Origin of the sequence: Catenulispora yoronensis, from assembly GCF_039531695.1 — a bacterium.
Lineage (GTDB): Bacteria > Actinomycetota > Actinomycetes > Streptomycetales > Catenulisporaceae > Catenulispora > Catenulispora yoronensis.
Genome location: NZ_BAAAQN010000130.1, coordinates 1 through 1,936, shown reverse-complemented (window position 1 = coordinate 1,936; position 1,936 = coordinate 1). Strand labels below are relative to the sequence as shown.

General features: G+C 67.9%; 2 protein-coding genes. Both read left to right on the top strand.

What is annotated here, in order from left to right; translation table 11 throughout:
- The first annotated feature begins 335 nt into the window (after nucleotides 1-335).
- On the top strand, nucleotides 336-920 hold the full coding sequence (gene cysC, locus ABD481_RS46290) for an adenylyl-sulfate kinase (RefSeq protein WP_344672310.1): 585 nt from the start codon (nucleotides 336-338) through the stop codon (nucleotides 918-920).
- A gap of 81 nt (nucleotides 921-1,001) precedes the next feature.
- On the top strand, nucleotides 1,002-1,688 hold the full coding sequence (locus ABD481_RS46285) for a 2OG-Fe(II) oxygenase (protein WP_344672309.1): 687 nt from the start codon (nucleotides 1,002-1,004) through the stop codon (nucleotides 1,686-1,688).
- The last annotated feature ends 248 nt before the right edge of the window (nucleotides 1,689-1,936 follow it).

Genomic DNA, 1,936 nt, shown 5'->3' with positions numbered 1-1,936 from the left:
GGGCTTTGCCTACAGTGCCGCCGACCGGGTGTCCAGTCCACGCTGTACGCAACCGCCGCCAACACCTCAAAAGCAAGCGCGTGGACTTGACACCCGGGCGGCGGCGCTGTACCCGTAGGGCTGCCGACGTGACCGAGGGGAACGAACCCCCACCTCACCAACCGCCAGCGCAGGGACTAGATGTACCGACCTATGGAGCCGGCGCCAGTTCCCCGAGGGATCCGAGGCCCCCGCCGGAGGCGCCTGCTTTGCCCAGCTTTTGACTTTAATCCGCTCTTGACATACTCAGCTTCCAACTGGCTTCCGACCACCCCCACCCCCGTAAACTCCCACCAGTGTCGACCACCGTCCCCCCCGCCCCCACAGCCCCCACCACCCCCCACCCAGGCGCCACCATCTGGCTCACCGGCCTCCCCAGCGCAGGCAAAAGCACCATCGCCTCAGCCCTCGCCCTCCGCCTCCGAGCCCACCGCCACCACGTCGAAATCCTCGACGGCGACGCCCTCCGCCGCACCGTCTCCGCCAACCTCGGCTTCGGACGCGCGGACCGGGAAGCCCACGTCCACCGCGTCGGCGGTCTCGCGGAAACCGCCGCCCTCAACGGTGCGATAGCGCTGGTCCCCGTAATAGCGCCCTATGCGATCAGCCGCGACCGAGTCCGTCGCCGCCACGCCGCAAAACACATCCCATTTCTCGAAATCCACGTGGCAACTCCCCTCGCAGTCTGCGCACGCCGCGACGTAAAGGGCCTCTACGCCCGCCAAGCCGCAGGAGAACTCTCCGGCCTCACCGGCGTGGACGACCCATACGAGCCCCCAACCTCCCCCGACCTGCGCATCAACACTGAGCACGAACCAGTCTCAACCTCAGTCGCCACAGTCTGGCGCCTGCTCGCCTCACGCGGACTCATCGCAGCCTAATCAGGCCACCACCCACCACCCACCGCTCGCCACGTCCGAATCCCGCCAGCCCTGCCCCCCACCCCGCCCAAAAATGTCGTCATGGAATCACTCACCCCCGACCTCACCCCCGAACTCGACACCCACGGCTGCGCACTAACCCCCCGCCTCCTCACCCCCACCCAATGCACCACCATCCAAAATCTCTACGACGACCCCACCCACTTCCGCACCACCGTGGACATGGCCCGCCACCGCTTCGGCTCCGGCCAATACCGCTACTTCACCCACGACCTCCCCCAACCCATCGCCGACCTCCGCACCGCCCTCTGGCCCCACCTCCTCCCCATCGCCCGCGACTGGGCCGACCGCCTCGGCCGCCCAGCACCATGGCCCGACAACCTCACCGACTGGCTCGACCAATGCCACGCCGCCGGCCAGTCCCGCTCGGCCCAAATCCTGCTCCGCTACGGCCCCGGCGACTGGAACGCCCTCCACCGCGACCTCTTCGGCGACATGGTGTTCCCCCTCCAAGTAGTCATCGGCCTCAACGACTACGGGGTCGACTACACCGGCGGCGAGTTCCTCCTCGTGGAACAGCGGCCCCGCGCCCAATCCCGCGGCACCGCCACCCCCCTCCCCCAAGGCCACGGCCTGGTCTTCACCACCCGCGACCGACCGGTCCGCAGCGCACGCGGCTGGTCGGCCGCGCCGGTCCGGCACGGTGTCAGCACGGTGCGCTCGGGACGGCGGTATGCGCTTGGTCTTGTGTTCCACGACGCCACCTAAACCCCCAACCCCAAACCCCAAACCCCAAAACCAAGCCCAAGACCCAAAACCCAAGACCCAAGACCCAAGACCAAGCCCAACCCCAAAGCCCACCCCAAACAACCACCCCCACACCCCAACTCGCGCACCCGCACACACCCCACCCAGGTACGGGCACGAACGAGCGCGCCCCTACGGCGCCAAGACCCAAGCCCCCCATCCGTACAACCCCGCCCTAATTCGAATTCCCAATCCCCTCCCAATTCCCA